Origin of the sequence: Amycolatopsis sp., assembly GCF_035546795.1 — a bacterium.
GTDB lineage: Bacteria > Actinomycetota > Actinomycetes > Mycobacteriales > Pseudonocardiaceae > Amycolatopsis_E.
In genome coordinates, this window is sequence record NZ_DASZWC010000019.1 from 239,850 (window position 1) to 262,825 (window position 22,976).

Below are 22,976 nucleotides of genomic sequence, written 5' to 3' on the forward strand. Positions count from 1 at the left end.
GCGCATTGATCCCCCACAACCAGCGCGAACTGAGCACCACACAATCGGCCGCCCACCACCCACCACCACACTCAATTCTGCGCATCGATCGCCCGCAGCCGGCACGAACTGAGCACCACACAATCGGGCGGCGCAGGCCGCCGCCCACCACCCGTCACCACACTCAATCCGGCGCGTTGATCGCCCGCAGCCGGCGCGGGCCCGTATCCGGGCGCGCCGGGGGCGGGCCCAGCACGATCCGCGCGTTGGCCACGAAAGCGCCCTCGGGTGAGGCCATCACCGGGTCCAGGCTCAGCGCCCGCACCTCCGGGTTGTCCTCCGCCAGCGCCGCCACCCGCAGGATCGTGTCCTGCAGCGCGGCCAGATCCGCGGGCTCGTCCCCACGGTAGCCGGTCAGCAGCGGCGCGCTCTTCGGCTCGCGCACCAGCGTCGCGGCGTCCACGTCTGTCAGCGGCACGGCCCGGAACGCCCGGTCCCCGAGCAGCGTGCTGACCAGACCGGACAGCCCGAAGGACACCAGCGTGCCGAACGAAGGATCGTCCTGGAGCCCGATGAAGCAGGAAATCCCCTTGGGCGCCATCTTCTGCACGTACATCTCGTCCTCGCCGGACACCTCGCGCAGATCGCGGTAGCTGCGCCGGATCTCGTCCGCCGACGCCAGATCCAGGCGCACCCCGGCGAGATCCGGACGGCCACGCAACCTGTCGTCGACCGCCTTCACCGTCACCGGATAGCCGATCTCCGCCGCCGCGGCCACCGCTTCGTCCTCGCTCGCGACCACCTGGAACGGCACCACGTCCACGCCGTAACACTTCAGCAGCCGGACGATGTCCTGGTCCTCCAGCACCACGTTGTTTTCCCCGGCGTCTTCGAGGAGTTCGCGCACGATCTGTTGCGCCGCTTCGGTGTGCAGCTCCGCCGGGCGCACGAGATGACCCTGCGGCCGCTGCCGCCACGCGGCGTACCGGACAGCCTTCGCCAGCGCGTAGACCGCGCGCTCCGGGCTGGGGAACGACGGGATCGAGCCCGGGCCCGGCGAACCGTCCTCGCCGGGCACCGCCAGTTCGGCCGGAACCCCTTCCGCGGCAAGGAAAGTCGAGACGATCGGCTTGTTCTGGTCCAGTTCCTGCACAGCTTCGCGCAGCGCCCTCGCGTACGCCGTGCCGGGCATCGCGATCGGCGGCACGAACACCGCCACCAACGCGTCGGTCTCGGGCGAGTTCAACGCTTCGCGCACCGCCGCGGCGAACTCCTCGGGCCCGGCCTGCGGCCCGACATCCACCGGCTCGAACGCCAGCCGTAGCCCCTGCGCCCGCGCCGTGTCCGCGGCCAGCATCCCGATCGCGCTGGAGTTGCCGACAATGCCGACTCGCGGCCCGGCGGGCAACGGCTGATGTGCGAACACCAGCGCCGTGTCGAACAACTGCGCCAGCGTCTCCACCCGGACGACACCGGCCTGCTCGAACAGCGCCTGCACGCTGGCCTCGTCCACTTCCGTGGAGGTGGCGGCCAACTGCGGGCGCACCGCGTGCCGCCCGGATTTCACCGCCACCACCGGCTTCGTGCGGGCGAGCCGCCGCGCCAGCCGGGCGAACTTGCGGGGGTTGCCGAAGGACTCCAGGTACAGCAGCACCAGGTCCGTCGCCGGGTCGGTTTCCCAGTATTGCAGCAGATCGTTGCCGGAGACGTCGGCCCGGTTACCGGCCGAGACGAACGTGGACAGGCCCAGCCCGCGCGACTCGGCGTCGGCGAGGATCGCCGTGCCGAGCGCACCGGACTGGCAGAAGAACCCGGCGCGGCCACGCTTGGGCAGCCGCGGCGCGAGCGTCGCGTTGAGCCGCACCGACGTGCTGGTGTTGAGCACACCGAGCGCGTTCGGCCCCACCACACGCATCCCGTGCGCCCGTGCCTCACCGACCAGCCGCAGCTCGGCGTGCAGCCCGTGCGGCCCGGCCTCGGCGAACCCGGCCGTCACGATCAGCAGCGTCTTCACGCCCTTGGCCAGCGCCCCGTCGAGCACCGACTCGACCTGGTCCGCCGGCACCGCGACCACCGCGAGATCCACCGGGTCGGGGATCTCCAGCACCGACTTGTAGGCCCGCACCCCGCGCACCGAGCGGTGCTCCGGGTTGACCGGGTAGACGGTGCCCGCGAAGTCCGCGGCCAGCAGGTTCGACAGCACCACATACCCGACCTTCGTCGGGTCGGCCGAAGCGCCGATCACCGCCACCGACGTCGGGTGCAGCAGGTTGTGCACGCTGCGCGCCTCGGCCGCCTGTTCCCTCGCGCGCGCCACCGCGAGCGACTCCTCGGTGGGGTCGATGTCGAACTCCAGGTGCAGCACGCCTTCTTCGATCGCGCGGCTGACCTGGTAACCGGCGTCGCGGAACACGCGCACCATCGCCGAGTTCTCCGCCAGCACCTCGGCGACGAACCGGCGCAGCCCGGATTCGGACGCGGCGGCGGCCAGGTGCTCCAGCAGGATCGAACCGAGACCGCGGCCCTGATGCCCGTCATCCACCACGAAGGCGACCTCGGCCGACGTCCCGCCACCGAGCCGTTCGTAGCGCCCGACGGCCACGATGTCGTCGCCGAGCAGCGCGACGAACGCCACGCGATCGTGGTGGTCCACGGTGGTGAACCGCTCCAGGTCGCGTTGCGGGATCCGCGGGTACGCGCCGAAGTAGCGCAGATACCGGGTGCGCTCGGAAAGCTTGCCGTGGAACGCCACCAGCGCATCGGCGTCGCTCGGCACAATCGGTCGCAAGTGGACAGTGCCGCCGTCGGAGAGCACCACGTCGGCCTCCCACCGGCGCGGGTAGTCGTAGGGGTCGCGGGGGCCGTTGCGCTTGCCGTCGGCGCTGTTCATGCTGGTCAGTCTCTCGGGTCGTCCGGGTCCAGGCCGTGCAGCGGGAAGACCGCCCGCCGGGTGTCCCGGATCGCGATGTCCACCGGATCGTCCTCGCCGTCGCCCCACGGGCGGTAGGCCGTTTCCGCGCCGTCGGTCATTTTGGTGGGCAGCTCGGCGTTCGGCGCGGCCTTGCGCACCAGGTCGGTCCAGCCCGGAGGGATCGGCGTCTCGGGCTTCACGTCGCGGTCCAGCGCCATTGCGAGCAGGTGGGTCCACGACCTCGGCACGACACGGATCAGCTGGTAACCACCACCGCCGACAGCCAGCCATTTCCCGTCGGCGTACCGGTCCGCGAGTTCACGCAGGGTCGAGTAGATCGTGCGGTGCCCGTCCACCGACAGCGACAGGTCCGCCAGCGGGTCCTCTTCGTGGGAGTCCACTCCGCATTGCGTGACCAGCAGCTGCGGCCGGAACTCGGCCAGCAGCGAGGGCACGATGGCGTGAAAGGCGCGGAGCCAGCCGGGGTCGCGGGTGTGCGGTGGCAGCGGGATGTTCACCGCCGTGCCCTCACCCGCGCCCGCCCCGGCCTCGCCGGAGTAGCCGGTGCCCGGCCACAGCGTGAAGGGGTGCTGATGCAGGGAGACCGTGAGCACGCGCGGGTCGTCGTAGAACGCGGCCTGCACCCCGTCGCCGTGGTGCACGTCGGTGTCGACGTACGCGATCCTGTCGAACCCGTGGTCGAGCAGCCAGGAGATGGCGACCGCGCAGTCGTTGTACACGCAGAAGCCAGCGGCGTGGTCACGCATCGCGTGGTGCAGGCCCCCGGCGATGTTCACCGCGCGCCGCACCTGCCCCTCGGCGATTTTGCGGGCCGCCAGCAGGGTGGAGCCCACCACCAGCGCCGAGGAGTCGTGCATGTCGCTGAACACCGGATTGTCCGCCGTGCCCAGTCCGTGCCCGACGTCCCAGCCCGCCATCGGCGCCTGCCGGACCGCCTCCAGGTAGTCGGGGGCGTGGATGCGCAGCAGCTCGTCGTCGCCCGCGGGCGCCGGCACCAGCAGCGGGACACCGTCGAGGATGCCCAGCTCGGTGGCCAGGCTGATGGTCAGCTGCAGGCGGACGGGGTTGAACGGATGGTCACCGCCGAGGTCATAGCCGAGCAGTGCGGGATCCCAGACGACGGCCGGCTGCATGGCCACCGATGGTAGCCGCCACGCGCCGCCTTTTGCCTCCCCGATCACCCCGGCTGACTGTCGGTGCCAGCGACTACCATGGATTCCTGCGGACGAAGGGGACATCGTGAACGATCTCATCGACACCACAGAGATGTACTTGAAGACCATCTTCGAGCTCGAAGAGGAAGGTGTCGTACCGCTGCGCGCCCGCATCGCGGAGCGGTTGGCGCAGAGCGGGCCCACGGTGAGCCAGACCGTGGCCCGGATGGAGCGCGATGGCCTCGTGCGCGTGGCCGACGACCGCCATCTGCAGCTCACCGACCACGGCCGCGAGCTCGCCACCGCCGTGATGCGCAAGCACCGGCTCGCGGAGCGTCTCCTGCTGGATGTGATCGGCCTGGAGTGGGAGCAGGTGCACACCGAGGCCTGTCACTGGGAACACGTGATGAGCGAGGCGGTGGAGCGCAAGCTGGTCAAGCTGCTCGACCACCCGACGACCTCGCCCTACGGCAACCCGATCCCGGGCCTGGACAAGCTCGACCACGGCGGCCTGCCCGCCCCGCCCGCCGAAGCGGACCTCATCCGCTTGGACGAGTTCGCCCGCGCCGGGGGCGGAAAGGTCGAGGTGCGGCGGATAGCGGAGCACGTGCAGCTGGACGAGAAGCTGATGGTCGACCTGAAGTCGGCCGGGGTGGTGCCCGGCCGCACGATCACGGTCGGCCGGGCCGCCGGCGGTGGCACGGTCGAGGTCTCCGGCGAGGCGGCCACTCTGCAGGTGCCCATGTCGGCGCTGCACGCCGTGCTCGCGCAGGCCAGGTGAGCGGTATCCGGCCGGATATCCGGGTCGGCGCGGTGTGGGGTGGGCGCGCGGGCCAGGTCGGCGCGGTGCGGGGTGGTCGCGCGGGCCGGGTTGGCCGAGCTTACTCGGACGCCCAGGTCGACCGGGTGTGGGATGGTTGCGCGGGCCGGGTCCGCGGGGCCGGCTCAGGTGCCCACGCTGGCGCGGCGCCCGGTGGTCGCGCGGGCCGGGTCGGCCAGGCTTACTCGGACGCCCAGGTCGACGGGGTATGGGGTGGTCGCGCGGGCCCGGTCCGCGGGGCCGGCTCAGGTGCCCACGCTGGCGCGGCACCCGGTGTTCGCACGGGTCCGGGTGGCGGTGCCTGCCCGGACGCCCAAGTCGGCGCGGTGCTGGGTTCTCACGTGAGCCGGGTCAAGCCATTCTGTCCCGGGGCGTGGGCTGGCGCGACCCATGATCCCCGCGCGGCGCATGATCTCCGCGCGGGGCAGGCGAACGGGGTGCGGCCGCGCTGAAGCGCGGCCGCGAGTGAACGGGCGTCCGATGGCGGGCGCGTACTGATTGGGTGAGTGTTGGACGAGAGGCAGAGCCTGGCCGGCGCGGAGGGTTCCGCCCCGTTCCAGGCGCATGAGGCCGCCGCGGAGGCGTTCCGTTCGGTGCACGGCGGACCCCCCGCCGGGGTGTGGTCGGCACCGGGCCGGGTCAACCTGGTCGGCGAGCACACCGACTACAACGACGGCTTCGTGCTGCCCTTCGCCCTGCCGCACCGGCTGGCCGCGGCCGCGTCACCCAGGGACGACCAGACCCTGACCGTCGCCACGCTCGGCTCCGACGGCCGTATCCAGCAAGCCGCGCCGCTGCGGATCGCGGACCTGCGACCGGGCGCGATCGACGGCTGGGCCGCGTACCCCGCCGGCGTGGCGTGGGTCCTGCGGGACCAGGGCATCACCGGCGGCGCCGATGTCGTGCTGGCCGGCGACGTGCCGACCGGGGCCGGCCTGTCGTCCTCGCACGCGCTGGAATGCGCGGTGTCGCTCGCGCTGCTCGGACTGGCCGGGCAGGAGCTCGACCAGGCGGGTTCGCCGACACGCCCGGAAATCGCCCGCTGGGTGCAGCGCGCGGAGAACGACTTCGTCGGCGCCCCCACCGGCCTGCTGGACCAGACCGCGTCCCTGTGCTGCACCGAATCGCACGTACTGTTCCTCGACGTGCGCTCCGGCGAGTCCGAGCAGGTTCCATTCGACACGGCAGCCTTCGACCTGCGCATCCTCGTGATCGACACGCGCACCAAACACTCGCACGCCGACGGAGGTTACGGCGAGCGCCGTCGCGGCACCGCGCGCGCGGCCGACCTGCTGGGCATCAAGGCGTTGCGCGACGTGCCTTTTGACGCGCTGGACACCACGCTCGGCCGCCTGCCGGACGAGCTCGCGCCGCTGGTGCGGCACGTCGTGACCGAAAACCAGCGTGTGCTGGACGTGGTCGGCCTGCTCCGCGCCGGGCGCCTGCCGGAAATCGGCCCGTTCCTGGACGCCTCCCACGTGAGCATGCGCGACGACTACCGCATTTCGACCCCGGAACTCGACACTGCGGTGGACGCCGCCCGCTCCGCCGGAGCGCTTGGCGCCCGCATGACCGGTGGCGGGTTCGGTGGCTCCGCCATCGCACTCGTTTCGGCGGCAGCGGTGCCCGAGGTCGAAGCCGCCGTCACGGCGGCCTACGAACGCGAAGGCTGGCGGGTGCCGCGCACCTTCGTCGCGATCCCGTCGGCCGGCGCCAGCCGGGACAGCTGAGCCACTCGGTCACCCCGTGTCGGGAAGTCCACAGGCCCAGCCCACAAAGGCACCGCACGGCGTACGGGTTCGGGCGGGCAGACTGCGGGGAGCCTGTGTGCCGCTCACAGCTTGATGGTCCACACTGGGCGCCATCACCTCCTTTCGTCCTGTAGCAGAAAGGGCCCTGACTACCTATGGCCACCGCTAGCGACCGCAAGGCCCTCAAACTGATCGTCACCGGCGGTGCCGGGTATGTCGGCAGCGTCTGCGCGGCCCGGCTGCTGGAAGCCGGGCACGAGGTCGTCGTGGTGGACGATCTCTCCACCGGGCACGCCGACGCTGTGCCCGACGGCGCGCGCTTCGTCGAGGGTGACGCGGCCGACGCGACCGCTTCGCTGCTCGGCGAAGGCTTCGACGGGGTACTGCACTTCGCGGCCAAGTCGCTGGTCGGCGAATCGATGCAGGACCCCGGGAAGTACTGGCGCGGCAACGTGTTCACCGCTATCCGGCTCCTCGACGCGATGCGCGACCACGGCACGTCGAGGCTGGTGTTCTCCTCCACCGCCGCCACCTATGGCGAGCCCGAGAACTCGCCCATCCCCGAGACCGCACCGACCCGCCCGACCAACACCTACGGCGCCTCGAAGCTCGCGATCGACAACGCCATCACCAGTTACGCCCGTGCGCACGGGCTGGCCGCGGTGAGCCTGCGGTACTTCAACGTGGCCGGCGCGTACGGCCGCTACGGCGAGCGGCACACCACCGAGACGCACCTGATCCCGTTGATCCTGCAGGTGGCCACCGGTGACCGCGAGCAAGTGCAGATCTTCGGCGACGACTACCCCACCGACGACGGCACCGCGGTGCGGGACTACATCCACGTGGTGGACCTCGCCGACGCCCACCTGCTGGCACTGACCCACGCCGCCGAGGGCGAACACCGGATCTACAACCTCGGCAACGGCACCGGTTTCTCGGTACGCCAGGTGATCGACACCTGCCGCCAGGTGACCGGGCACGCGATCCCCGCCGCGCAGGCGCCGCGCCGCGCCGGAGACCCCGCGACTCTGGTTGCCGCCAGCGACCGCGCACGCGAGGAACTCGGCTGGAAACCCGAGCGGGCCGACCTGTACGGCATCGTGAGCGACGCATGGCGATTCACCCAGGAACGCCGCTGAATTCAGGACGGCGACGAGGCACCGGCGGGGTGCCGGGGAGATGGGCCCGGCACCCCACTGTCCTGTTCGGACAGTGTCGGTGTGCACGAAACGGCTGAGTTCGGTTCGAAATCTCACCTCCTTTTCGGTGACACGGGAAGCGTTGGCGGACAGGGGATCGGCGGGATGCTCAGCCCCGGAAGGTGATCACCGGCCGGCCGGCGGGAGCAGCCGGTCCAGGTGTTCGTTGCTGCCGAGCTCCCGCAGCTTTTCGGGCGGGATTCCCCTTTCCAGGCAGCGGACCAGCAGGCGCGAGAGCATATGCCCCGGATCGGCGTCCAAGGCGTTTTCCAGCGCCACGCGGGCAAACGCCCCGTCCCCACGAAGGTAAGCCGCGTAACCGAGCACGCTCGCGGCCTCCGCTCGCTCCGGCGGCGGGGTGCGCCGGATCAGCTCCAGCCACAACCCTTCGGCTTGGGTCGGACGACCGGCGACAGACCCGTGGGCCGTTGCCAGGCACGTGTCTCGTACCCGGGAGTTGCTCAGCGCCTCGGCCAGGCGCACGACCTGGTCGTCACCGAAGGCGAGATCTCCGTTACGTACCAGCAAAAGCGCGCGCCGTACCTCCGCCAACCCCGCAGCGAAGGTCATCGGTTCACGCGACTGTTCCCGCAGCAGGGCAGCCCGCCGGGCGATGGCGGCCGGATCATCGGGCGCGAGCCGTCCGGCCATCTCCTCGCGGCTGTCGTAAGTGACCTGCCCCTGGCTGACACAGATCGCGGCCAGCTCCGTGCTTCGCTGATCCGGCAGTTCGCCTTCACGATCTCCTTCGTAACTGCGCCATCGGGCGCCGCCGCGCACTTCCGGTGTCCACAGTGTATTCAGCAGCGGCCTGCCCAGCTCCTCGAACGCCGCGCTCAGGCGCGCTATCAGCCGGGCATGCGGCAACTCACCGGGCGCCCGGCCCGGATGCGCGCCGACGACGATCGCGATCACCGCCCCGCACGGGTTGTGCGCGAATGCCGGCATCACGGCCGCGACGGCCTCCTCCTCGTGCTCGGGCGGCGGGAGAGCAAGGCGCAGCACCGGGCCGAGGCGGCCCCCGCTACTTCCGCCAAGACCCGCCACCACCAAGGAATTCTCGGGGCGGAAGCCGAAGAGGTACGGAATCGAGGCGATCAGCTGGCCGGGGTCGCTGACATTGATCTTGGGCCTGCCGTCGGGCATTGTGCTTGTGGTCATGACTCCACCTTGCCGGGAACGGGCGAGCGTGCGAAGAGGGAATTTGGCGGGCTGGGGATAACTGGGGTGGTGTGGACAACTCAACCCTGGGGTGGAGCCGCGAATCAACCCGGATGCCACCCGGGCACCGACGCGCGCAGCACCGTGAAACCGGGACGCTGAGGCTGTCGCGGAAGATGCTCGGTGATCGGAAACCCGGGCATAGCAAAGAAATCGCCGTGAAGCCGAGGAGAAAACACCGATGAATCCGACCCAGATCCTGCTCTACGTGGTGATCGCCGCGCTGGTCGTGTGGCGGGTGATCGTGCGGCAGTTGCTCGGTAGTGCTGTCACCCTGCAGGGCCTGGCGCTCATCCCCGCCATCCTGCTGGTGCTCGGCATCGTCGACTGCGCCAAGGCTCTGCCCGGCGCCTCCGGCACCGAAATCGCGCTGCTGGCGGCGGATCTGGCGATCCTGCTCGTGCTCGGCCTCGCTCGGGCAGCCACCGTCCGGCTGTCCCTGCGCGACGGCAACGCCTATCAGAAAGGCAGCGCGCTCACCCTGGTGCTGTGGCTGGTGACCATCGCGATCCGCATCGGGTTCGCCGTACTGGGGGCGCGCGCGGGAACGACGAGCGGGCTGGCCGGGGCGTCGATCGCGCTCTCGATGGGGTTGAGCATCGGTGTGCAGAACGTGCTGATCTACAGCAGGGCGCGCCGCCGCGAGCTGCCGATCGCCGCCAGGCGTTCCGAGGTCGCGACACGGCGCGGGTGAGGCATCCTGAACAGTATGAACGGGCTTTCGCGGGTCCTCGAGTCGCTGCGCTGGCTGCTGATCGCGCTGCCGCTCGCGAGCGAGGTGCCGCACCTGCGCGGCTGGGAATGGCCGCTCGCCGCGCTCGTGCTGCTTTCGTCCATCCCGATGCTGTGGCTGCCGTCCCGCCCCGAATGGCTGCTCGGCTCCAGCCTGCTCCTGCTCAGCGCCTCCAGTTGCCTGCTCTGGGTGCTGCATCCGACCGGCCTGCTGTCGGTGATCGTGTTCACCACGATCTTCTACGCCGTCCGGTTCGGAACGCTCGGAGCCGCGGTGCCGGTCGGCCTCATCACGTTCGGCGCCTTCGTCGCCGCCTGGGTGCATTACGGCATCAACCTGCGCGCGGGCCTGTTCGACGTGGCCCTGCTGGCGGTGGTCGTGTTGCTCGGCCTGAACCGTCGCGGCCGCACCGCCCGGCTGGAACAGACCGAGCTGGCCCTCGCCCGCGCACAGACAGCAGCCGAGGAACACGCCCGCGCGGCCACTCTCGCCGAGCGCGCCCGTATCGCCCGTGAACTGCATGACGTGCTGGCGCACTCCTTGTCCGGCCTCGCGCTCAATCTCCAGGGCGCGCGGCTGATGTTGCGGCGCGACGGCGCGAGCGACGAAGCGGTGGCGCAGATCGAGCGCGCTCAGCAGCTCGCCGTGGAGGGACTTTCCGAAGCGCGCATGGCGGTGGCTGCGCTTCGTGAGGACCCGGTGTCGCTGCCGGGCGCCATAGAGGACCTGCTGGCGGAGTACCAGCTCGACAGCAGCGCAGACGCCGAGCTGATCGTGCGTGGTGAGCCCAGGACAGTGGAAGCCGCGACAGCGGCCACAGTCGTGAGAGCCGTGCAGGAAGCGCTGTCCAACACCCGCAAACACGCCCCCGGCTCCCCCGTCCGGGCCGAGCTGACCTTCGCCGCCGGGGAGATCGCGGTGACCGTGTCGGATCATCAAGGCAGGAAACCGGCCACGATCCCCGGGGCGGGTTACGGTTTGCGTGGCATGCGGGAACGTGCGGAACTGCTCGGCGGGCGGCTTTCCACCGGCCCGGAGGAGGACGGATGGCGGGTACACCTGGCGGTCCCGGCGTGACGCCGCTGCGTGTGGTGCTCGCCGACGACCAGGCCGTGGTCCGGGAGGGCCTGGTGACACTGCTCGGTCTGCTGCCCGATGTGGAGGTGGTGGGCGCCGCCGCGGACGGCGAAGAGGCGCTGGAGCTGGTCGCCCGGCACCGGCCGGATGTGCTGCTGGTGGACCTGCGGATGCCGCGCCGCGACGGCGTGCAGACCACCGAGCAGGTCCGCGCCGAGTATCCCGCCACTGCCGTCGTCGTCCTCACGACGTACTCCGACGACGAGTCACTGCTGTCCGCGCTACGCGCCGGCGCTCGGGGCTTTCTCACGAAGGACGCCGACGCCGAGTCCATCGTGCGTGCGCTACGTTCGGCCGCCAACGGTATGTCCACTGTGGATGCCGAACTGCAGGGCAGGCTCGTCGAGGCGGCCACTCGCGGTCAGGCGCCCCGCCCCGAGGAGACGGAGGGCCTGACCGGACGGGAACTCGAAGTGCTCCGGCTCATCGCGGGCGGACTGTCCAATGCGGAGATCGCACGCGCGCTGGTGATCAGTGAGGCAACCGTCAAAACCCACATCAACCACCTGTTCGCCAAGGCCGGGCTGCGAGACAGGGCGCAGGCCGTCGCATTCGCCTACCGAACAGGCCTCGTGCGGCATTAACCCAGGGTTTACCGGTTTCGGCTGCAGCCACAACGAAACGGCGCATTATTGGCTCGATGTTGTGGCGTATCGGCCTTTCGCTCTGCGCGACCGCCCTCACGGGTGTCCTGCTCGCCTGCTCGGTCCGGGTGCCCGATCAGCCACCAGCCGCCGCCACGCCCGCGGCGATCACGGCGACCACCACCACGACAACGAAGACCTCCACCATCGAGCATCCCAACCTGGCCAAGGAAGTGACCGACGCGGTCACTTCCGTCGTACCCGGGACTTCCGTCAGTTTCGTGCTCTACGACAAGGAAACCGGGCAAACCCCGGTGTCGGTGAACGCCGGCACGCAGCGCTACACCGCGTCCGTGGTCAAGCTCCTCATCGCGATGGACGCGCTGCACACCGGCGGCTGGCACGCGCCGTCGAACGGCCGGATAGCCGAGATGCTGTCGCTGAGCGACGACGGAGTCGCCGATTCCCTGTGGGCCGCCGACGGACAGGGCACGATCGTCACCCGGATGGCTCGCCTGATCGGGCTGAAGCACACCACCGGCCCGCGTATCGCCGATCAGTGGGAAATGACCAGCACGACTGCCGACGACCTGGCCGCGATCTACCGGTATCTCACCGACGAGGTGCCGGCAGTGGCCGCGGACCCGTTGCTGGACGCGCTGGCAGCGGCGAAGAACCCGGCCGCGGACGGCTTCCAGCAGTACTTCGGCATCCCCGACGGCCTGCCCGGCAGACAGTGGGCGGTCAAGCAGGGCTGGATGGAGATCCAGCGTTCGGTCGTGCTGAACACCACCGGCATCGTGGACGACCGGTACATCGTGGTACTGCTCGCGGAGCTGCCGGCCGGGACGAGCTTCGCCCGCGGCAGGCCCGCGCTCACGGCGGGTATCAGCGCTATCGCGCCCGCGCTGCCGGGATAGACTCCCCGGCACCATGTCGGATCGTGCCAAACTGCGCCGGCGGGTGACCGAAGTCGCGGAAACCACGCTGGGGAAACAGAAGTACGTCGCGCCCGTCGATGTCCTCGTGGGCTTGGGCTGGCTCGCGCCACCGACCGTCGAGAACTGGCGCCGCGGCCGGGTGAGCCCGTTGGCGCGTCTGCTGCCCGTGGACGCCGAGAGGGTCGTCACCGCCTTCGAGCACCTGCGGGACTGGGCCCGGGAGCGCGGGCTGCAGCCGAGCGAGGCCTCGTACCTCGCGGGGACGCGCGACCAGCGTCCACTGGTGTTCGCCGAGGACGAGGCGCTGCAACGGATCTTCCGGGTGCATTGGCTCTCGCCGGAACTGTCGGAGAAACAGCGTGAACGGATCGCGGCACGCCAGAACAAGGCGCCCGACCTTGCGGTCACGGTGTCGGAAAAGCCTTGGGAATGCGACGGTTGCCGAACGCCGGCCGCCGCGGGTGAGTTCCTGTTCATGGAGGACGGGCGGCCGCTTTGCCTCTCGTGCGCGGATTTCGACCACCTGGTCTTCCTCCGTTCGGGCAACGCGGCGCTGTCGCGGCGCGCCAAGCAGGAAAGCGCGCTCTCGGTGCTGGTCACCCGGTTCAACCGGCGCCGGAAACGCCATGAGCGGCAAGGGATCCTCGTCGACGAGGCCGCGCTGGAACGCGCCGAACAGCAATGCCTGGCGGACGAGGACGTGCGCGCCCGCCGCCGGGAACGCGATGCGGTGCGCCGAGCCGCGCAGGACGTGAATTTCCAGGCCGCGATGGCGGCCGAGATCCGGCGGATGTTCCCCGGGTGCGCGGCTGAGCGGGCGCAGGCCATCGCCGAGCACGCAGGCACGCGCGGCAGCGGCCGCGTTGGCCGCTCCGCGGCGGGCCGGGCGCTGGACGAGGAGGCCGTGCGCCTCGCCGTGATCGCTTCGGTCCGGCACCTCGACACCGACTACGACGCGCTGTTGATGGCCGGGGTGCCCCGTGCCGAGGCCCGCGACCGCATCCGCGGGACCATCGACAAGGTGCTGGCGGGCTGGGAGCGTCAGCCGTGGGCGATGTAAGCCTGGAGCTGCTGCTGGCTGGTCTCCAGCTCCTCCATCCGAGTCTTCACGACGTCACCGATGCTGATGATCCCGGCGAGCCTGCCGTCGTCGAGCACCGGCACGTGCCGGACCCGGCGCTGGGTCATCAGCACGCTCAGATCGTCCACCGAATCCCGTGGCGTGCAGGTGGCGACGACGGTCGTCATGATCTCCGCGACGGGCTGGCCGAGCAGCGCCGCGCCGCGTTCGTGCAGCCTGCGCACCACGTCACGTTCCGACACGATGCCCGCCACCCCGTCCGGGCCGAGCACCACCATCGCACCGATGTTGTGCTCGGACAGCCCTGCCAGCAGCTCTGCCACAGTGGTCTGCGGCGTCACCGTGGCCACTGCGCTGCCCTTGCTCCGTATCAGGTCCGCGATCCGCATCCGGCGCCTCCCGGGTAGTGAGCTGGGTCATACCAGGGTAGGGCCCAGCAGCGGGGCGCGAAAGTCGCGAAGCGGGCGAACGTCGCGTCCGTTTTCCGCCAGCGGCACACCCGGAGTGAGCGGGAGCATGGAACCATGCTCATCCGGCACCGTGACCACACACCGGAAGTCCACCCGGATGCTTACGTCGCCCCGAACGCGACGCTCGTCGGCGACGTGCGTGTCGGACCGCATGCCCGCGTCATGTACGGCGCGGTGCTCGACGCGGAGGGATCCCGGATCGAGGTCGGCGCCACGGCGATCGTGGCCGAGCACGCCGTCCTCCGGGCCACCGCCGTGACCGGCACCGACCGGCCCGTCCTGCTCGGCGATCACACGTTCGTCGGTCCACATGCGACCGTGCTCGGCGCGGAGGTCGGCCGGTGTTGTTATCTGGCCGCGCAAACCACCGTCCTGCACGGCACCGTTCTCGGCCCCGGTGCTTCCGTTGCCGTCGGCGCGCTCGTGCACGCCGGAACGGAGCTGCCGGGCGAGTTCTTCGTGCCACCGCACACGACGGCGATCAGCTCACCGGTGCGCGTGCTCACTCCGGACCAGCGCGACGAAGTGCCCGAAGCCATCCGCGCCACGCGCTTCTCCGCGCAGGCCTTCGGGGTGGAGAACGATTGGCAGGACCGCGCGCGCCGCTACGCCGAGGCCACCGAGGTGCGTTCAGCCGAGTTCGCCGAACATCGTCACGACATCGTCAAATGACCTCCCGCAGCCGCTTGAGCCCCGGCGCGATGCACTCGAGTGACACCGAGCCGAAGCCGAAAACCAGCCCTTGCAAGGAATCCCTGCGTTCGGTGAAATCCCCCAGCGCGTAGAGCCGCACCCCGACGCCACGCGCCGCACGGACGATCCGGCGCGCGTCGACGGAGCTGTACGCGCTCAGATGCAGCCCCGCCACCGAGGGCAGGGGCTCCAGCACATCGGCGAAATCCGCCGCCAGTATCCGCCGCACCTCGTTGTGCCGCGCCTGGTACTCGCGACGCATTTTCCTTACGTGGCGGGCGAAACCGCCTTCGGCGAGGAACTTGGCGAGCGCCGCCTGCTGGACGCTCGGGGAATGCCAGTCGGTGAGGTACTTCGCCTTGCCCAGCGCATCCCGCAGGGACGGCGGCGCGATCATGAAACCCAGGCGCAGCCCCGGAAGCAGCACTTTGGAGTAGGTGCCGACATAGAGCACGCGACCCGCGGTGTCGAGACTGTGCAACGGCTCCAGCGGCCGGCCGGTGTAGCGGAACTCCGTGTCGTAGTCGTCCTCCAGAATCGCCGCGTCGTTCCGTCTCGCCCACTCGACGAGCGCCAGCCGGCGGGCCGGCGACATCGACGTGCCGAGCGGGAACTGGTGCGACGGCGTCACATAGACCAGCCGGCAGCCCACGGGAATCCGGTCGACCACGATGCCCTCGCTGTCGACCGGCACCGCCGCCACCCGCGCTCCGAAGGTGGCGAACAACTGCCGTGGCGGCGGATATCCGGGATCTTCCACCGCCACCTGGTCTCCCGGCCGGAGCAGCACCCTGGCCGCGAGATCGAGCGCCTGCTGCGAGCCGTTGGTGACCAGCACGTCATCGGGGCGGGTCCGCACGTCGCGAGAAAGCCCAAGGTGGCGCGCTATCTCGGCGCGCAGCCCCGGGTGGCCTCGCGGATCGCCGTATGTCAGCACCTCCGGCCGCGACCCGCGCAACTGCTCGGTGACCAGCCTGCGCCACGTGTCGAAGGGAAACATCCGGACATCCGGGGCGCCGGTCCGGAAATCGAACTCCGCCTCGACCTCGAACCGGTGCGGCGCGGCAGGCACGTCGGCCCACACCGGCGCGGGCTCGAGCGCGGACGCATCGGCGACCGGCCGCGGACGGCCGCGGGTGCCGCGGCGAACGAATGTGCCCGCGCCCGCCTTGGTCTCGACAAACCCTTCCGCCGTCAGCAGTTCGTACGCGGCTGTGACCGTGTTGCGCGAGACGGCCAGCCGCTGGGCAAGCTCGCGGCTCGGTGGCAGCGCGTCTCCCTCGCGCAGCCGTCCGTCGAGGATCGCCGCCCTGATCTGCCGCTGGATCTCCTCCCGCAGACCACGACCGGCCTCGACATCGATGTGCAACTCCACATTCCGGAGCCTAGATTGGCCCACCGACATTTCCCGGTTTTTGGCTCTCCCGCGGGCGCCCGTAGTTCCTACTGTGGACGCTATGGAAGATCCACGTGAACTCGACCGCCGGGCGCTGATCGTGCTCGACAAGCTCGTCAGCACCGTCACCCCGGCCGATCTGGAGCGGCGAACTCCTTGCGAGGGCTGGACTCTCGCCGATCTGCTGCGCCATCAGGTGAGCGAGAACCGGGGCTTCGGCGCCGCGCTGCTCGACGGTTCTGCGCCGGACTGGGATTCCGGCGAGCTGGGCGCGGACCCGTACGGCAGTTACGCCGATTCGGTCGATCTGGTGCTCGCCACGCTGGACGACGACGCGGTACTGGACCGGCAAGTGACGGTGCGCGAGTTCGGCACGTTCCCCGGCATCGTGGCGGTCTCCATGCACCTGGTGGACACCGTCGCGCACGGCTGGGACATCGCCGGCGCGCTCGGCCTGCCCTACGCGCAGGACGCCGACATCGTGCACACCGCGCTCAAGATCGCCGAGCAGATCCCGGCCGATCCGGAGTTCCGCTCGGAACGGGGCAGTTTCAAACCGGTCGTGCCGACCGAAAGCGCGTCCGAATTGCACCGTTTTCTCGGTTTGCTGGGCCGTTCCCCGGACTGGGCCTGAAAATGGTTGCCAACCTGGCAGACTGGGCGCATGGCTGATGAAGACCCGTTCCGGTGGCTCGAGGACGTGACCGGAGAGGCGGCGCTCGACTGGGTGCGGGCGCGCAACACCGAGACGCTCGATGAGCTGGCCGGCGGTGAGCGCTTCGAACGGCTGCGGACGGAGATCCGCGAGGTGCTCGACGCCGACGACAGGATCCCTTATATCCGGCGCCGCGGCGACTATTTTTACAACTTCTGGCAGGACGCCACGCATCCTCGCGGGTTGTGGCGGCGCACCACGCTGGAGCAGTACCGCACCGATCACCCCGAGTGGGAGGTCCTGCTCGACGTGGACGCGCTCGCCGAAGCCGAAGGCGAGAACTGGGTCTGGCAGGGTGCCGCCGTGCTGCGCCCGGACTACCGGCTCGCGCTCGTCGAACTGTCCCGCGGCGGCGCGGACGCCACCGTGGTGCGTGAGTTCGACGTCGACCGGCACGAGTTCGTCGCCGACGGGTTCCGGTTGCCGGAGGCCAAGAGCAGGGTCAGCTGGATCGATGAGAACCTCATCTACGTCGGCACCGACTTCGGCGAAGGCTCGCTGACCACCTCCGGCTACCCGCGGGTGATCAAGGAATGGCGCCGCGGCACCCCGCTCACGGCCGCGGTCACCGTGTACGAAGGCAAGCCGGACGACGTCTCGGCCTTCGCCTACCACGACCCGACCCCGGGCTACGAGCGCGACTTCGTCGGCCGCTCCCCGGATTTCTACCGCACCGAGAAATACCTGCGCACGGGCGAAAAACTGACCCGGATCGAAGTCCCGGACGACGCGGAGACTTCGGTCGAACGGGAGTGGCTGCTGATCCGGCTCCGCTCGCCATGGACGGTCGGCGGCCGCGACTACCTCGCCGGCACGCTGCTCGCCGCCCCGTTCGACGCGTACCTGGCCGGCACGGCGGAGCTGACGGTGCTGTTCGAGCCGGACGAGCGCACCTCGCTGGAAGCCTACGACTGGACCCGCAACCACCTGCTGCTCACCACGCTGTCCGACGTCCGCACCGAGCTCTACGTGCTGACCCCTGCCGAAGGCTGGCGCCGCGAGCCGCTGACCGGCGGGCCGGAGCTGGGCATCGCCGAGATCCTGGACACCGATCCGGACAACAGCGACGAGTACCTGCTGAGCACGAGCGGTTTCACCGAGCCGCCCACCCTTTCCTACGGCCACGTCCACCGCGAGGTCGAGGTGCTCAAGCAGTCCCCGGCGCGGTTCGACGCCGAGGGAATGACGGTCGACCAGTACTTCGCCACCTCTCGTGACGGCACCCGCATCCCCTACTTCGTGGTGCGCCCCGGCGCCGAAGGCGGTCCGACGATGCTCACCGGGTACGGCGGGTTCGAGGTCTCGCGGCTGCCGGGGTACAGCGGGGTCACCGGCCGGGGCTGGCTGGCCCGCGGCGGCACGTACGTGGTGGCCAACATCCGCGGCGGCGGCGAGTACGGGCCGGGCTGGCACACCCAGGCGATGAAGGCGAACCGCTACCTCGTGTACGAGGATTTCGCTGCGGTGGCAACGGATCTGGTCGAACGTGGCATCACCACCCCGGAGCGGCTCGGCATCCACGGCGGCAGCAACGGCGGGCTGCTGATGGGCGTCATGCTCACCCGCTGCCCCGAGCTGTTCGGCGCGATCGTCTGCCAGGTGCCGTTGCTCGACATGCGGCGGTACCACCTGCTGCTGGCGGGCGCATCGTGGATGGCGGAGTACGGGGACCCGGACGATCCGGCCGAGTGGGAGTACATCGCCAAGTACTCGCCGTACCAGAACATCCGCACCGGGCAACCGTACCCGCCCACGCTGTTCATGACGTCCACAAGGGACGATCGGGTGCATCCCGGGCACGCTCGCAAGATGGTGGCGAAGCTGCTCGACGTCGGTTACGACGTGCGCTACCACGAGAACATCGAAGGCGGGCACGGCGCGGCGGCGGACAACGAGCAGCTGGCGCAGAAGTGGGCGCTGCTGTTCGAGTACCTGTGGCGGAACCTCAGGTCGTAGCCAGCGCCACTCCGGCCACCGCGCACACCGCGGCGGCCACCACGAACGCCGGGCCGAAGGCGCCGGTGGCCACGATCGCGCCCATCGCGGCGACGCCGACGGTCGCGCCGACCTGGCGGACGGCGTTGAGCAGGCCACCGGCCGTGCCCGCGTACCCGTCGGGCGCGGCCACGACCACGCCGGTCACCAGCGCGGGCAGCGAGAACGAGACACCGAAGCCGGTGAGCAGCAGGCCGAGAGCCAGCAGCGGGTAGGGGCCGCCCACGGTCACGGCCAGCACGACCGAACCCGCCGTGAGCAGAGCGAGTCCACAAAGGACAGGGAGTCTGGGGCCGCGGGCGGCCACGATGCGGCTCGTCACGAGCGGGTTGAACGCGGTCGGCAGGGTGAGCGGCAGGAAGGCCAGCCCGGTCTGGATCGGCGTGAGATTCCGTTGCAGCGCAAGAGTGACGGTGAACAGTGCGCCGGACAGGGCGAAGTTCACCGCGGCCCCGGCGAACAGGTTCGCGGCAACGCCGCGGGCGCGCACCAGCACCCGCGGCACGGCCGGCGCGCTGCTGCGCCGTTCCCACAGCACGAAAACCATCAGCACGACGAGCGCCGCGACACCGGACACGATGTGTTCGCCGACGATCGCGTCGGTGAGCAGAGCGAGGAAAGCGGCCGCGGCGAGTTGCGTGCGCCAGTCGATGGAGCGCGGGTTCCTCGTGGACGGGATGCCCCGTGCGAGCACGAGAGCGAGCGCGGCCAGCGGCACGTTCACCAGGAACACCGCACGCCAGCCGGCGAGGTCCACGAGCACCCCGCCGACAACCGGGCCGGCGGCCAGCGCCACGCCGGTGATCGCCGCCCACGCCCCGAGTGCCTTCGCGCGACGCCTCGGGTCCGGATAGAGCGCGCCGATCAGTGCCAGCGAGCTCGGCAGGCACGCGGCGCCGGCCGCTCCGAGCAGTACGCGCAGCACCACGAGCACCCACAGCTGAGGTGCTGCGGCGCAAGCGAGCGACAGAACGCCGAAACTGGCTACGCCCCAACGAAAAACGCGCAATGGGCCGTGGCGGTCGGCCAGTGCGCCACCGCCGAGCAGGAAAGCCGCGAACGCGAGCGTGTAGCCGTTGACCACCCATTGGCGCATCGCGACGGAACCGCCGAGAGCCGGTAGGGCGACGGTGAGCACCGTCGTGTCGAGCAGAACGAGGAAGTAGGCGAGCGAGACGCCGAGCAAGCGATGCACAACCGCGACTTTGCGGGTCGCGACGTGGCCCGCTCAACGGGCGTTCCCGGATGCCGCGTTCGGTTTTTCCGAATGCCCTCGGACTAGACTGATCTTATGGAACTCCGGCAGCTTCGCGGTTTCGTCGCGGTCGCCGCGTCCGGCACGGTGACCGGGGCCGCCGACCGGCTGGAGCTGTCCCCGGCCACAGTGTCCGAGCAGGTCAGGACGTTGGAGTCAGGGCTCGGTGTCACCTTGTTCGACCGCAGCCCGAAGGGCATGGTGCTCACCGAACACGGCCGGCTGTTGTTGCCCGAGGCCAAACGCCTGCTCGAACACGCGGACGCGATCCACCGGCTGATGACCGACGCGCGGCAGCGGATCACCGTGGGCGCGCTGGAAACCCTGGTCGCCACCCGGTTGCCGGCGATCTTCGGCCGCCTCGCCGACCGGCGCCCGGATCTGGACCTGGCCGTGCGTTCCCTGATGCGCCGCCAGCTGCTCACCGCCGTGGCACGCGGCGAGCTCGATGCCGGCCTGCTGCTGGACACCGGGGAAAGCCTGGGGGAACTGGGCTTCGAGACACCCGAACTGTCGTTTGTGGACGTCGACACGGTGCGGCTGTTCCTCGTCTCCCGGCCGGGTGGGGCGTCGGCGGGCACGCTGCTGATCACGCCGGAAGGCTGCTCGTTCCGGATGGCCGCCGAGCGGATGCTGCCCACCTACGAGCGGCGGATCGAGTTCGACAGCGTGTCCACCATCCGCTCGTGGATCACGCAGGGGCTGGGTGTCGCGTTGCTTCCGGAGTTCGCGGTGGCGGGTGATCTCGCGGACGGCACGCTGGTCGCGCTCGACACCCCGCCCGCCGAGCTGGCGCTCCGCGTGGTCTGGCGCGAGGACGATTCACGGGATCTCCGCGAGGTCCTCTACGCGATGGCCGCTTGAGCCCGCGACAAGATCCGGCACGAGCGTCACAGCGGCGACCGCAACCCGAAGGCCGGGATGACCAGCCCGCCGACCAGGCAACCGATGCTGCGCCCCTGCGGCCGGTTCTCGAAGTCACCATCGACGATCAGCTTCAGCAACAACCGAATCCGTTGTCGCGGGGGCATTTCCACGCCCGCCGGAACCGGGTGCCGGCGGGTGGTCATACCGCAAAACGCGCGTCAGCCCGCGACCGGCCCGGTCAGCTGTGCCCGCGCGTATTTGCTGAACGCCGCGACAAGCCGGCTACGGTCATCGGCCCTCGTGGCCAGTACGACGTGGCATGGCTCGATGCCCTCCAGCGCAACGGTGGTGAGATCGGGCCGCAGCGCGAGCCAGGAACCGCCGGGGATGATGATCACGGCCTGACCACTGGCGACGACCTCGAACTTGTCCCCCATCTCGCGGATGAGCGGACCGTCCGGCGCCCGGCTGCCATCGGGGCGTGGGTCGATCCGCCAGAAGGCGTCCAGCTCGGGCACGTCGCCCCACGGCATCGGCTCGTCCGCGATGTCGTCCAGGGTCACGGATTCCTTGCCCGCCAGGCGATGATCGAGCGGGAGGAGCAACTCCCGCGGCTCGTCGAAGAGCACTGTCACGTGCAGCCCGTCGGTGGGGAACGGCAACCGCATCACCGCCGCGTCCACCCGGTGTTCAAGCAAGGCCTTGTACCCATCGCGCCAGTCCAGGTACATCGTCTTGACCTCGGCATCCGGATGCCGACGGCGCAGTTCGCGCACCGCGGGGGTGACGATCAGGTTGCCGGTGTGGCCGACGGTAATGTGGCTCGGCTGGGCAGCCGCCCTGGCGCGCGCCACAGCCTGCGCCGACGAAGCCAGCGCGGCAGTGGCGAGCGGGAGGAACACCTCGCCGGCTTCGGTGAGCCGGGTACCCTGCGGCGTTCGATCCAGCAGGCGCGCGCCGACTTGCTGTTCCAGCCGGACGATCTGCCTGCTCAGCGACGACTGTGTGAGATGCAGCGTTTCGGCGGCACGACCGAAGTGCCGGTGTTCGGCGACGACGGCGAACGAGCGCACGAGTCGCAGATCGAGGTCCACCGGCAGCGAGTCGGGCATCCCCCCACAGTAGCGCGCTCGCCGCACCACCTCGCGGCGCTGAACTGCGGTGATGCATGAATCGGGATGCGCGGTGCGGAACATTCATTGGCTTTTCGCGCTCCAGCCTCGGCAAGGTGGAGACAGCAGTTCAAGGAGGAGTCCATGGGGAAGATCGAAGACGCCCGCCGGGCGCTCGGACCGGTGGGTGTGGCCCTTCCGGTCTCGTTCACCACCACGCCGTCGATCGACGAGCAGCGGGCCGCGGTCGTCCGGCTGGAGCGGGCCGGCTACCGCGCGGTCTGGTCCAACGAGGTCATCGGCGGCAAGGACACGTTGGTACAACTGGCTTTGCTGCTCGACGCCACCGAACGGACGGTGTTCGGCACCTGCATCGCCAACATCTGGGCCAGGGAGCCGGAAACCGCGCACGCCGCCGCGGCCATGCTCGCCCAGGCGCATCCCGGGCGGCTCGTACTCGGGCTGGGTGTCGGCTATCCGGCGCAGGCGGAAAGCGTCGGCCGCGAGTTCGGCAGCCCGCTCACCCGGATGCGGGACTACGTGGCCCGGATGGACGGCGACACCTGGCCGCCCGCGGCCGACGCCGAGTACCCGCGGATCCTCGCCGCGAACGGGCCGAAAATGCTTGCGCTGGCAGGGGAAATCGCCGACGGCGCGCTGCCCGCCATCGTCCCGCCGGAGCAAACCGCACTGGCCCGGCAGACGCTCGGGCCGGCCAAACTGGTGGTCGTCGGGGTTTCCGTGATCATCGATCCCGATCCCGGACAAGCGAAAGCGACGGCACGGCAAAGGGTCACCGACATGCTCGGCAACCCGTCCTACGCGGCGACTGTGAGCCGGCTGGGCTACGCGGCCGAGGCGGACGACCGGCTGGTGGACGCGCTCTTTGCCCACAGCGGGCCGGAGTCGGTGGTGGCGAAGGTGCGCGAGCATCTCGCCGC

The 22,976-nt window shown here is 70.3% G+C and carries 21 protein-coding genes; 13 read left to right on the forward strand and 8 right to left on the reverse strand.

Going from position 1 to position 22,976, the window contains the following annotated elements:
* Positions 1-163 precede the first annotated feature (163 nt).
* Both VHD82_RS13440 and VHD82_RS13445 read right to left on the reverse strand, forming a co-directional pair.
* The gene (locus VHD82_RS13440) at positions 164-2,869 is read right to left on the reverse strand and encodes a GNAT family N-acetyltransferase (RefSeq protein ID WP_325702058.1); all 2,706 of its coding nucleotides are present in this window, start codon (positions 2,867-2,869) and stop codon (positions 164-166) included.
* 5 nt (positions 2,870-2,874) lie between these two features.
* Complete coding sequence (locus VHD82_RS13445) at positions 2,875-4,044, reverse strand: acetoin utilization protein AcuC (RefSeq protein ID WP_325702061.1); 1,170 nt, start codon at positions 4,042-4,044, stop codon at positions 2,875-2,877.
* Positions 4,045-4,150: 106 nt separating this feature from the next.
* Here VHD82_RS13445 and VHD82_RS13450 point away from each other — a divergent pair, with 106 nt between their 5' ends.
* From VHD82_RS13450 to galE, 3 genes are all read left to right on the forward strand, one after another.
* Positions 4,151-4,846 carry a metal-dependent transcriptional regulator gene (locus tag VHD82_RS13450; protein WP_325702063.1) on the forward strand — a complete coding sequence of 232 codons (696 nt, stop codon included), beginning with the start codon at positions 4,151-4,153 and terminating at the stop codon, positions 4,844-4,846.
* Positions 4,847-5,412: 566 nt separating this feature from the next.
* Complete coding sequence (gene galK, locus VHD82_RS13455; protein ID WP_325702138.1) at positions 5,413-6,615, forward strand: galactokinase; 1,203 nt, start codon at positions 5,413-5,415, stop codon at positions 6,613-6,615.
* Positions 6,616-6,791: 176 nt separating this feature from the next.
* The gene (gene galE / locus VHD82_RS13460) at positions 6,792-7,775 is read left to right on the forward strand and encodes a UDP-glucose 4-epimerase GalE (protein WP_325702066.1); all 984 of its coding nucleotides are present in this window, start codon (positions 6,792-6,794) and stop codon (positions 7,773-7,775) included.
* Between the two features lie 186 nt (positions 7,776-7,961).
* On the opposite strand, the gene VHD82_RS13465 is transcribed toward galE, so the two are convergent.
* Complete coding sequence (locus tag VHD82_RS13465; RefSeq protein ID WP_325702069.1) at positions 7,962-8,996, reverse strand: DUF4192 domain-containing protein; 1,035 nt, start codon at positions 8,994-8,996, stop codon at positions 7,962-7,964.
* A 241-nt stretch (positions 8,997-9,237) separates the two neighbouring features.
* Here VHD82_RS13465 and VHD82_RS13470 point away from each other — a divergent pair, with 241 nt between their 5' ends.
* From VHD82_RS13470 to VHD82_RS13490, 5 genes are read left to right on the forward strand one after another with little or no spacing between them, the layout of a single operon-like run.
* Positions 9,238-9,750, forward strand: a complete 513-nt coding sequence (locus VHD82_RS13470; RefSeq protein ID WP_325702072.1) for a hypothetical protein — start codon at positions 9,238-9,240, stop codon at positions 9,748-9,750.
* A gap of 15 nt (positions 9,751-9,765) precedes the next feature.
* The gene (locus tag VHD82_RS13475) at positions 9,766-10,866 is read left to right on the forward strand and encodes a sensor histidine kinase (protein ID WP_325702075.1); all 1,101 of its coding nucleotides are present in this window, start codon (positions 9,766-9,768) and stop codon (positions 10,864-10,866) included.
* On the forward strand, positions 10,836-11,510 hold the full coding sequence (locus tag VHD82_RS13480; protein WP_325702078.1) for a response regulator transcription factor: 675 nt from the start codon (positions 10,836-10,838) through the stop codon (positions 11,508-11,510). The genes VHD82_RS13475 and VHD82_RS13480 overlap by 31 nt, the downstream gene beginning before the upstream one ends.
* Positions 11,511-11,566: 56 nt before the next feature.
* Positions 11,567-12,430 (forward strand): hypothetical protein, encoded by an 864-nt coding sequence (locus tag VHD82_RS13485; protein WP_325702081.1) that lies wholly within the window; start codon positions 11,567-11,569, stop codon positions 12,428-12,430.
* A 13-nt stretch (positions 12,431-12,443) separates the two neighbouring features.
* Complete coding sequence (locus VHD82_RS13490) at positions 12,444-13,511, forward strand: DUF2293 domain-containing protein (RefSeq protein WP_325702084.1); 1,068 nt, start codon at positions 12,444-12,446, stop codon at positions 13,509-13,511.
* Here VHD82_RS13490 and VHD82_RS13495 read toward each other — a convergent pair.
* Positions 13,493-13,921 (reverse strand): CBS domain-containing protein, encoded by a 429-nt coding sequence (locus tag VHD82_RS13495; RefSeq protein WP_325702087.1) that lies wholly within the window; start codon positions 13,919-13,921, stop codon positions 13,493-13,495. The genes VHD82_RS13490 and VHD82_RS13495 overlap by 19 nt on opposite strands.
* Positions 13,922-14,056: 135 nt before the next feature.
* Here VHD82_RS13495 and VHD82_RS13500 point away from each other — a divergent pair, with 135 nt between their 5' ends.
* Entirely contained in the window at positions 14,057-14,674 is a 618-nt protein-coding gene (locus VHD82_RS13500; RefSeq protein ID WP_325702090.1) for an acyltransferase, read from the forward strand.
* On the opposite strand, the gene VHD82_RS13505 is transcribed toward VHD82_RS13500, so the two are convergent.
* Positions 14,667-16,070 carry a PLP-dependent aminotransferase family protein gene (locus VHD82_RS13505; RefSeq protein WP_325702093.1) on the reverse strand — a complete coding sequence of 468 codons (1,404 nt, stop codon included), beginning with the start codon at positions 16,068-16,070 and terminating at the stop codon, positions 14,667-14,669. The two genes, VHD82_RS13500 and VHD82_RS13505, sit on opposite strands and share 8 nt — an antisense overlap.
* Before the next feature lie 82 nt (positions 16,071-16,152).
* Here VHD82_RS13505 and VHD82_RS13510 point away from each other — a divergent pair, with 82 nt between their 5' ends.
* Both VHD82_RS13510 and VHD82_RS13515 read left to right on the forward strand, forming a co-directional pair.
* Positions 16,153-16,725: a TIGR03086 family metal-binding protein gene (locus VHD82_RS13510; protein ID WP_325702096.1), complete on the forward strand. Its 573-nt coding sequence runs from the start codon at positions 16,153-16,155 to the stop codon at positions 16,723-16,725.
* A 30-nt stretch (positions 16,726-16,755) separates the two neighbouring features.
* Complete coding sequence (locus VHD82_RS13515; RefSeq protein WP_325702099.1) at positions 16,756-18,762, forward strand: prolyl oligopeptidase family serine peptidase; 2,007 nt, start codon at positions 16,756-16,758, stop codon at positions 18,760-18,762.
* On the opposite strand, the gene VHD82_RS13520 is transcribed toward VHD82_RS13515, so the two are convergent.
* The gene (locus VHD82_RS13520) at positions 18,752-19,996 is read right to left on the reverse strand and encodes an MFS transporter (RefSeq protein ID WP_325702102.1); all 1,245 of its coding nucleotides are present in this window, start codon (positions 19,994-19,996) and stop codon (positions 18,752-18,754) included. The genes VHD82_RS13515 and VHD82_RS13520 overlap by 11 nt on opposite strands.
* A gap of 96 nt (positions 19,997-20,092) precedes the next feature.
* Here VHD82_RS13520 and VHD82_RS13525 point away from each other — a divergent pair, with 96 nt between their 5' ends.
* On the forward strand, positions 20,093-20,920 hold the full coding sequence (locus VHD82_RS13525) for a LysR family transcriptional regulator (RefSeq protein ID WP_325702104.1): 828 nt from the start codon (positions 20,093-20,095) through the stop codon (positions 20,918-20,920).
* A gap of 26 nt (positions 20,921-20,946) precedes the next feature.
* On the opposite strand, the gene VHD82_RS13530 is transcribed toward VHD82_RS13525, so the two are convergent.
* Both VHD82_RS13530 and VHD82_RS13535 read right to left on the reverse strand, forming a co-directional pair.
* Positions 20,947-21,126 (reverse strand): hypothetical protein, encoded by a 180-nt coding sequence (locus tag VHD82_RS13530; protein ID WP_325702108.1) that lies wholly within the window; start codon positions 21,124-21,126, stop codon positions 20,947-20,949.
* A 15-nt stretch (positions 21,127-21,141) separates the two neighbouring features.
* Positions 21,142-22,035, reverse strand: a complete 894-nt coding sequence (locus tag VHD82_RS13535; RefSeq protein WP_325702112.1) for a LysR family transcriptional regulator — start codon at positions 22,033-22,035, stop codon at positions 21,142-21,144.
* Between the two features lie 144 nt (positions 22,036-22,179).
* Between VHD82_RS13535 and VHD82_RS13540 the strand changes: the two genes are divergently transcribed.
* Positions 22,180-22,976, forward strand: a 797-nt coding sequence (locus VHD82_RS13540; protein WP_325702115.1) for an LLM class flavin-dependent oxidoreductase, incomplete at its 3' end; no start/stop codon positions are given.

Bases quoted from the DNA above. Each gene is read 5' to 3' on its own strand.
- VHD82_RS13440 (WP_325702058.1), bottom strand. From the start codon at position 2,869: ATGAACAGCGCCGACGGCAAGCGCAACGGCCCCCGCGACCCCTACGAC.
- VHD82_RS13445 (WP_325702061.1), bottom strand. From the start codon at position 4,044: ATGCAGCCGGCCGTCGTCTGGGATCCCGCACTGCTCGGCTATGACCTC.
- galE (WP_325702066.1), top strand. From the start codon at position 6,792: ATGGCCACCGCTAGCGACCGCAAGGCCCTCAAACTGATCGTCACCGGC.
- VHD82_RS13465 (WP_325702069.1), bottom strand. From the start codon at position 8,996: ATGACCACAAGCACAATGCCCGACGGCAGGCCCAAGATCAATGTCAGC.
- VHD82_RS13470 (WP_325702072.1), top strand. From the start codon at position 9,238: ATGAATCCGACCCAGATCCTGCTCTACGTGGTGATCGCCGCGCTGGTC.
- VHD82_RS13475 (WP_325702075.1), top strand. From the start codon at position 9,766: ATGAACGGGCTTTCGCGGGTCCTCGAGTCGCTGCGCTGGCTGCTGATC.
- VHD82_RS13480 (WP_325702078.1), top strand. From the start codon at position 10,836: ATGGCGGGTACACCTGGCGGTCCCGGCGTGACGCCGCTGCGTGTGGTG.
- VHD82_RS13485 (WP_325702081.1), top strand. From the start codon at position 11,567: ATGTTGTGGCGTATCGGCCTTTCGCTCTGCGCGACCGCCCTCACGGGT.
- VHD82_RS13490 (WP_325702084.1), top strand. From the start codon at position 12,444: ATGTCGGATCGTGCCAAACTGCGCCGGCGGGTGACCGAAGTCGCGGAA.
- VHD82_RS13495 (WP_325702087.1), bottom strand. From the start codon at position 13,921: ATGCGGATCGCGGACCTGATACGGAGCAAGGGCAGCGCAGTGGCCACG.
- VHD82_RS13500 (WP_325702090.1), top strand. From the start codon at position 14,057: ATGCTCATCCGGCACCGTGACCACACACCGGAAGTCCACCCGGATGCT.
- VHD82_RS13510 (WP_325702096.1), top strand. From the start codon at position 16,153: ATGGAAGATCCACGTGAACTCGACCGCCGGGCGCTGATCGTGCTCGAC.
- VHD82_RS13515 (WP_325702099.1), top strand. From the start codon at position 16,756: ATGGCTGATGAAGACCCGTTCCGGTGGCTCGAGGACGTGACCGGAGAG.
- VHD82_RS13525 (WP_325702104.1), top strand. From the start codon at position 20,093: ATGGAACTCCGGCAGCTTCGCGGTTTCGTCGCGGTCGCCGCGTCCGGC.
- VHD82_RS13530 (WP_325702108.1), bottom strand. From the start codon at position 21,126: ATGACCACCCGCCGGCACCCGGTTCCGGCGGGCGTGGAAATGCCCCCG.
- VHD82_RS13535 (WP_325702112.1), bottom strand. From the start codon at position 22,035: ATGCCCGACTCGCTGCCGGTGGACCTCGATCTGCGACTCGTGCGCTCG.